Source organism: Nocardiopsis xinjiangensis YIM 90004, from assembly GCF_000341145.1.
Lineage (GTDB): Bacteria > Actinomycetota > Actinomycetes > Streptosporangiales > Streptosporangiaceae > Nocardiopsis > Nocardiopsis xinjiangensis.
Window position 1 is genome coordinate 1 of sequence record NZ_ANBE01000088.1, and the last position, 622, is coordinate 622.

Annotated in this window: 1 protein-coding gene; it reads right to left on the reverse strand. The window is 60.6% G+C overall.

The genetic code is table 11. The annotated features are described in order from the left end of the window. Positions 1-322 precede the first annotated feature (322 nt). Positions 323-622: hypothetical protein (locus D473_RS27895; protein WP_206539042.1), on the reverse strand; the 300-nt coding region annotated here is incomplete at its 5' end.

The following is a 622-nucleotide window of genomic DNA, read 5'->3' on the forward strand; positions in this document are numbered from 1 at the left end:
GGCGCCGGAGAGTTCTTCGAAGTCGCTCGGTTCGGCTTCTGCTGTGGGCTCAGGCCCGGGTTCAGGGGCCTCTTCGGTCTCGACGCAGCCGGCCAGAAGCACGGCCAGAGCTGCAGCCAGTGCAGGGGCGATGCTTCGTGGTGTCATCAGTTCTCACCTGGTTCCTGGGCCGCTTGCAAAATCGTCGTGCGATCCTGGAAGAAGGGCTGAACCTCAGATGAGCACACGGGCAGTGCGACAAGCAGGACCGCGCTCGCGCTGATGATTCGGTACGAGTTCGCGGGAGGCAGAGTCAGGCCGAAGACGGGGGGCATAGTCACATCTACCGCCCATATTCCTCTGCTACGGCCCATACTGAAACCCGCTCTCCTTCAGGGAAGCTGAATACGGCACTGCGGGCGACTCTCTCCCCTTGTTTCGCTGACGAGCATTTGATGGGGTCGACCAGTTCTGTTTCCCCGATGAAGTGCCGCTCGTGTTCTTTCTCGAGCAGTTTGCCCTCGTGCACGGGGCGGTAGTTGCCGATGTCTCCGCTCTTACAGAAGGCGCTGGCGTCTTCTTCGCTGGGAAGGGTAAAGGTGGCGACGTATGTCGGGAATGGTTCGATTTCGCCGACGGAGAA